Origin of the sequence: Sphingobium chungbukense (genome assembly GCF_001005725.1) — a bacterium.
Taxonomy (GTDB): Bacteria; Pseudomonadota; Alphaproteobacteria; order Sphingomonadales; family Sphingomonadaceae; genus Sphingobium; species Sphingobium chungbukense.
The window spans coordinates 1-6,177 of sequence record NZ_LBIC01000026.1; the positions used below are offsets into that span (position 1 = coordinate 1).

The 6,177-nt window shown below is 62.1% G+C and carries 8 protein-coding genes and 1 pseudogene; 7 read left to right on the forward strand and 2 right to left on the reverse strand.

Annotated elements, in window-relative coordinates; all coding sequences use genetic code 11:
• Positions 1-286: 286 nt before the first annotated feature.
• Positions 287-459, forward strand: a pseudogene (locus tag YP76_RS27495) (IS630 family transposase); the annotation flags it as partial.
• Positions 460-471: 12 nt separating this feature from the next.
• Here YP76_RS27495 and YP76_RS26260 read toward each other — a convergent pair.
• Positions 472-1,770, reverse strand: a complete 1,299-nt coding sequence (locus tag YP76_RS26260; protein WP_046766314.1) for a spinster family MFS transporter — start codon at positions 1,768-1,770, stop codon at positions 472-474.
• A gap of 597 nt (positions 1,771-2,367) precedes the next feature.
• On the opposite strand from YP76_RS26260, the gene YP76_RS26265 reads away from it, so the two are divergent.
• The 6 genes from YP76_RS26265 (at position 2,368) to YP76_RS26290 (ending at position 5,256) form a co-directional block, all read left to right on the forward strand.
• On the forward strand, positions 2,368-2,943 hold the full coding sequence (locus YP76_RS26265) for a recombinase family protein (protein ID WP_046766320.1): 576 nt from the start codon (positions 2,368-2,370) through the stop codon (positions 2,941-2,943).
• Positions 2,944-3,105: 162 nt separating this feature from the next.
• Positions 3,106-3,456: a type II toxin-antitoxin system RelE/ParE family toxin gene (locus YP76_RS26270; protein WP_046766315.1), complete on the forward strand. Its 351-nt coding sequence runs from the start codon at positions 3,106-3,108 to the stop codon at positions 3,454-3,456.
• On the forward strand, positions 3,453-3,791 hold the full coding sequence (locus YP76_RS26275; RefSeq protein ID WP_046766316.1) for a helix-turn-helix domain-containing protein: 339 nt from the start codon (positions 3,453-3,455) through the stop codon (positions 3,789-3,791). The genes YP76_RS26270 and YP76_RS26275 overlap by 4 nt, the downstream gene beginning before the upstream one ends.
• Before the next feature lie 205 nt (positions 3,792-3,996).
• Positions 3,997-4,680 carry a ParA family partition ATPase gene (gene parA / locus YP76_RS26280; protein WP_046766317.1) on the forward strand — a complete coding sequence of 228 codons (684 nt, stop codon included), beginning with the start codon at positions 3,997-3,999 and terminating at the stop codon, positions 4,678-4,680.
• Positions 4,677-4,943 carry a ribbon-helix-helix domain-containing protein gene (locus tag YP76_RS26285; RefSeq protein WP_046766318.1) on the forward strand — a complete coding sequence of 89 codons (267 nt, stop codon included), beginning with the start codon at positions 4,677-4,679 and terminating at the stop codon, positions 4,941-4,943. Before parA ends, YP76_RS26285 begins: the two co-directional genes overlap by 4 nt.
• A 121-nt stretch (positions 4,944-5,064) precedes the next feature.
• On the forward strand, positions 5,065-5,256 hold the full coding sequence (locus tag YP76_RS26290; protein WP_046766319.1) for a ribbon-helix-helix domain-containing protein: 192 nt from the start codon (positions 5,065-5,067) through the stop codon (positions 5,254-5,256).
• A gap of 313 nt (positions 5,257-5,569) precedes the next feature.
• On the opposite strand, the gene YP76_RS26295 is transcribed toward YP76_RS26290, so the two are convergent.
• On the reverse strand, positions 5,570-6,177 hold a 608-nt coding region (locus tag YP76_RS26295), incomplete at its 5' end, for a DUF4158 domain-containing protein (protein ID WP_157035905.1).

A 6,177-nucleotide genomic window follows, 5' to 3' on the forward strand; every position in this document is an offset into this window, starting at 1 on the left:
CCCGCGCTGGGCTGACTTTCCTCGGGTGGGGCCGCTCCGATGTCCTGAGCCAGAGCAGGCATCGCCGATCCGGCAAGGAGCAGCGCAATGCTTACGGAAACGTGCGCATTCTTCATGATGCCTCTCCCCAACTAACCTCCGATCGTTGCAGGAGGTTATTCGATTTCGGATTTGAATGAACAAGCCGCCGAGCTCTGTCAAGTCAGCCAACCGCCACCGGCAGAAGTCCGCTACGGTCTGCTCGACGAGCTGGAGAAGGCGCTCTCCGAGCGCATCCTGTCAGCGGAACCCCGACTTCAACCCGATCGAAAAGGCCTTTGCTCGCCTCAAGGCCATCTCCACAAGGCAGGCGAGCGCACCGTGTCCGGGCTGTTGTCGCTCATCGGCAAACTGGTCGACCTCTTCGAGCCGCAGGAATGCGCCAACTACTTCAGCTCGTGCGGATATAACCCAGACTGAAAGGAATCCGTTCTAAACATCGATAACTTGATTCCTTGCAAAGTACACCACACCGGCCATTGGTGGTAGAAGAAGAAGGACTGCAGCAGATGTCGATATAAGAAGAGCATAGCGTAGAGACTCGCTCCCGTAGTTTACGGTCAGTGCATCGCTGACCGCCCCTATAGCGAAAGGTCCAAATCCAAGTCCGACTATAAATCCAATAAGAGTTGCGCATGCTGCTCCGGTCGCGCGCGCGGAGTCGGTTAGCCTGTCCTGAACAGAAGCCCACAAAGCGCCTGTTGGTAACGCCGTAAAGACGGTCGCGATGCCAATTAGCGTAAAAACTGCCCAAGAGGACTTTACCAGAAAGATCGAGATCGTGAGTGGCCCGGCTAAAACAAGCGCGCCAACGATTAGGAGCGCCCGCATCAAGGGAGCTCGTTCGGAGGCCCAATCGCTTACCGCGCCTCCGAGAACGATCCCGAAGATCATCCCAAGGCCCTGCGTAAGGGCAAGGCCTACGCCGATGTTGGATCGCGAAAGGTGGAAGCTTCGCTCAAGATAGGCTGGGAGCCATTGGCCCTGGCCGAAAGAAAGGTATACCAATCCTGCCAGAGTGAAGCTGACGCTCAAGAATGCTGGGCTCAAAACGAGCATCTGTAGCACTCGGGCCTGTTCCGCAGGTATGTGATCCTGAGGCGGCTTGAGCACTTTACTTTGCTTCAGACGCGGCACGATCAGAAAAACCAGGGCAAGCAAGACTCCCGGCACGCCCATGAGCACAAAGGTGAGGCGCCAGCCGACACGCTGCTCGATCGTTGTGCAGAGAAGCAAAGAAAGAATAATTCCCACTGGTCCGCCGGCGCTGACGATTGCAAGCGGCAGGCTGCGCCGCGCGGGCGGAAATAGCCGCGCGAGGATGGCGTGAGATGCCGGTGCGACCCCAGCTTCGCCGGCACCCACTCCAAATCGAGCAGCGATCAGATGAAAGAAGTTTTGGGCCGCGCCGGACAAAGCGGTCATCACGCTCCAGATTAGCAGAGAGCCTATGATCACCTTTCGCCCGCCGTACAGGTCCGACATCCGAGCGATCACCAACCCAAACGTTGCGTAAAATGCTGAAAAGGCGAAGCCCGTGGCTATCCCCATTGCCGTGTCCGAAATGGCGAGATCGGTCTTAATGGGTTGAACGAGGATCGCGAGCGCTTGACGATCCGCATAACTGATGACCATCGCCGCTGTGAGGATCCACAGGATGAACCAGGCGTCGGGATCAGAATTGTCCGCGACGCCGTCGCTATCCTGTGCGGTTTGATTCTGTCCACACATCCAGCAGTCCTCTCTTGCTCTCTCCGTCCCACACATCGGCAAGCGGGTCTGGCCGCGTCCGTCCACGCGCTTTGCGACACTGGCTTGGTAATGATGCTGCCGCGCTGATCCGGCGCGCGCTGCGTTCACTAATCCCGGCCCGGCTCGCCGCCAGCACCTGCGTGTCACCCTGCTGTTTACGTTCCATATACCGCCTGTACTGGCGGTCCGTGATCCACTCACCTGGCATCAGCTTTGCCCCCTGCGATCGCAGGGGGCAAAGCTGACACAAATGTATCACGATCCGGCCATCTCGTTTGTCGTCAGGCGGCCAACATAACTGTCGTCACACAGGTAGGACCCTGTCGTGTCCGTGAGCGAGCAATGGGTACGCGTGTGCAGACAGCAGCTCTTATGTTGTCGCGTAAGGCAACCTCCGCTGCGGGGAGTGCCGCAGTTCTCCCGATTTGGGAGCAGCCGGCGAGACGGGGCGAGCATTCTCGGGAGCGGTTTTCGAGAAGCGACTGGGTGTCACAACCGGTCGGTTTTGACACCAACACCCTGCCCCAGCTTTTTCAAGGGTTTGCAGGTGTCAAAACCCCGTGCCAGAATGACAGCATGGAAATCGGCTATGCCCGCGTGTCCCGAGGTGACTCCCAGGACATAGACCCGCAGCTTCGCGCGCTCCGCGATGCGGGGTGTGATCCCATCTACCAGGAGGAGGCATCGGGCGGCCGAGCTGACCGTCCCGAGCTGGAGCGTGCGATCGGCGCGTTGAAGGCCGGCGACGTGTTCGTGGTGTGGAAGCTCGACCGGCTATCGCGCTCGCTTCGCGATCTACTGTTCACCCTTGAGGCGATCACCGCCGCAGGCGCAGGGTTCCGATCGGTGACGGAGGCGATCGATACCACGACCGCCCCCGGTCGATTGATGACGCAGATGCTAGGCGCGTTCGCTGAGTTCGAGCGCGCCATGATCCGCGAGCGCACCATGAACGGGCTGGCGCACGCCCGCAAAGCCGGCCAGCACCTTGGACGCCGGCCGAGCCTTACCGGCCAGCAGCGTGCCGAGATCATCGCTAAGGCGGAGTCCGGCCAAGGCTCCCCCGCCCAGCTCGCCAACCTGTTCCGCGTGTCGCGATCGACCGTGCAGCGCGTATTGCGCCAGCATCGGGCGCGATCGGCGGGAGCATAGCCCCCTGCCCTGCCCGGCTTGATGAAGGCTGCCGTTCCGGCGGCCCGCGTGTCTGTCCCACCCACCTAACCCTTGGGGCCTGGCCTTCGGCCCGGCCGATTGCCGCCGGATCATTGCACCCGTCCCTTGACCGTGTTGTGAAAAACAACTACATTTGCGCCAATGCATCGAAAAGCCCTGCGTAACATTTCGTGGATCAAGGGCGCGCTCAGAGAGTTCGGCCGCTTTCCCGAGGACGCGCAGGACCAAGCGACCGACGCCCTCACGGCTATCGCCGAGGGCGACACGCCGGAAATCGCCAAGCCCATGACCGGGTTGGGTTCGGGAATATGGGAACTGGCGATCAAGGAACGGGGAGACGCCTTCCGGGTGATCTACGCGCTCCAGCTCGACGACGACATTTGGGTGGTTCACGCCTTCCAGAAGAAGTCCAAGAGCGGGATCGCCACCCCGAAGCAGGAAATCGACCTGGTGCGAGAGCGCATCAAGCGTTTGAAGGAGGTGCTGCAATGACCGACGACGATGACTTCGAGCTGATCCGAGGCACCGGCAACGTCTATGCCGACCTTGGCATGAAGGAACCCGAACAGCGCCAGCTCCGCGCAATCCTAGCGGCTGAAATCAGCAAGACGCTCGCGACCGACAATCTGACCGTTCGTGCGGCCGAGAAGATCACCGGTGTCGCCGCCGCTGACTTTTCGCGCATCCGTCAGGCCAAGCTCAAAGGCTTCACCATCGACCGGTTGATGACGATCCTCGATCGGCTCAATCGCGACGTGCAGGTGTCCGTTTCCGTGCTGCCGCGCAAGCCCGGCGGGCAAGCAGGGTTTCACCTTCACCCGGCCTGAAACGATTGGCACCTGCCGCTACGCGGCACCGCAGCTCTCAGTCGCTCCGCTCCCCAAGCCCGCGAGCGGTCTTGGCCCTGCCGGGTTCCGATCGGCTGGCGGGGGCGAGGATCCGCACGGCGATCGTCGCCTTGACCTGGACGCATGAAGCGTCCACACGTGAACGTGTTCACAAGTCCACACGTTCACGTGTTCAGGGGTTCGCATGAAGGTCATCACCGTCATCAGCCAGAAGGGCGGCGCGGGTAAGACTACTCTGGCGATCCACCTAGCCGCGGCCGGCGCTGGCGCGGGGCTTACCGCGTTGATCCTCGACACCGACCCGCAGGCGACGGCGAGCCACTGGAGCGAGTGGCGCGGATCGTCGGACCTTGAGGTGGTCGATTGCGCCTCCCCTTCCCTCTTGCCCCGCAAGCTCCAGCAAGCGGCCGAACTCGGTGCCGATCTGGTGGTGATCGACACCCCGCCCCATGCCGACATCATGGCGCGGGAAGCCTGCAAGGTGGCGGACCTGGTGCTGATTCCCTGTCGTCCGCAAGCCTTCGACCTCAAGGCCGTCGAGATGACGGCCGAGCTGGTGCAGGCGGCCGGTAAGCCCGCGTTCGTGCTGTTCATGGGCGGCCCCCAGCGCGCGCCGACGACCTACCGGGATGCGCGCGAGCTGATCGAGGGCGGTGATGGCGTCGCCGGCATGGGCGTGGACGTCGCTCCCGTCATGCTCACCCAGCGGGCGATCTACCATCACAGCACGGCGCAGGGGAAAACCGCGATCGAACTAGAACCCGCAGGCAAAGCGGCCGAGGAGGTCGCCGCGCTATGGGCGTGGACAAGCAAACAGGTGAACGTGTCCACACGTTCACGAGTGAACAAAAAGCGGGGCGCGGCATGAGTAAGTTTGGCGCGATGAAGCAGCAACGGGCGGAGAAGGCGGGCGCGATCGGCGAAAGTCCCGACGCGGCAGCGGCAATGCCCGCCTCGCGCGCCGCGACCCGGCAAGGCAAAAAGGCAGTGAGCGCCTATTTCAGCCCGGAGGTCAGTCGCGGTCTGAATATGCTGGCGGCCGAGCAGGGAACGACGTTGCAGGCTCTCCTTGGCGAAGCCATCGACTTACTCATGCGCCAGCATGGCAAGCATCCGTTCGGCGAGCGATAGTTGTCCACGTGTGGATATGTGAACGTGTGAGTGTGTGAACACAAAGATTAGGAGCTTGGGGGTGGCACGATCGACAAACGCCAGGAAACCGGCCGGGACGGCAACGGAGGCCGACGAACCGATGCTGCCGATCGAAGCCCCGCGTCGCCAGCGCAATCGCATTGGCAAGAAGTCGATCGCTGGCCGTTTCGATCCGGCGATTGCCCGAGCGTTTGCGATCCTCGCCGTCAAGGAAGATAGCACGATTGAGGCGATGTTAACCGAGGCCGTTCTCGACATTCTCCAGAAGTACAATCAGCCCATCGAGAAGTGAACAAGTTCACGTGTGAATGTGTGAATGTGTGAACACGTGCACAATTGGCCTATTGCACCAGCGTTATAGAGCGCACTTCCCAACGCTATCGGAATCTGACAGGCTTTGGTGTCGGCGGACTCGTTCGCCGATTCGCCGTGGCGATCATAGCGGGTGGCACCGCTAGGGCCAAAACGACGAAAGCCCGGCTTGGCGGCCGGGCTCTCGGAAAGTCTGATTTGCGGGAGGCAACCCGCGTTCTGTCGCAAGAACAAGCCTCCCGCAGATCGGACGTGAAGTCAACTCGAAAACGCTGTTTTCGAGAACGGGAGGGCTATGTCCATGAGGGATTGCCGCCAGCAGCCGGGCCGACCGATCGACGGGAGGTTCCATGCAAACTGTGTTCGAGGCCCTGGGTGGGGCCCGCGCCCGGGACGACGATGCGCGCGGCCTTCAGCGCGTCGATCACGGCGAGTACGATCGGTTCACCCTTTTCCGTGGCGACAGCACCTGTCGTCGCCGCGCGGATGCACAATCGGTAATCCCGCTCGCGCATCGTGCGCAGGTCCAGTTGGGCCACGATCTCGGCCAGATGCTCGCGGCGGGTCTCGTCACGCCGGGCGTAAAGCTCGAACACGACCGGATCGATGCCGATCTGGTCGGCGACCGTATCCAGGACGGCAGCCGGGATCGTCTCGCCCGGGCGCAACGGCCGCCCGAGATCGCGCACCAGCGCCAGCTGCACCGCAAAGCCTAGCCGGTTGTGCGATCGGCGACGACGCCTGGCGAAGGCGACGTCCTCCGGCGTGAGCGCATAGCGCGCCAGCGCCTCTTCGTGGGTGTCGGGAGGCTCGAACAGGACCGCTCGCGCCTGAGCGTCCAGGAAGGCCATGCCCGCGATCCGCTCCTTCAGCCGGTGATTGCGGGCTTGTCGGCCGTCCC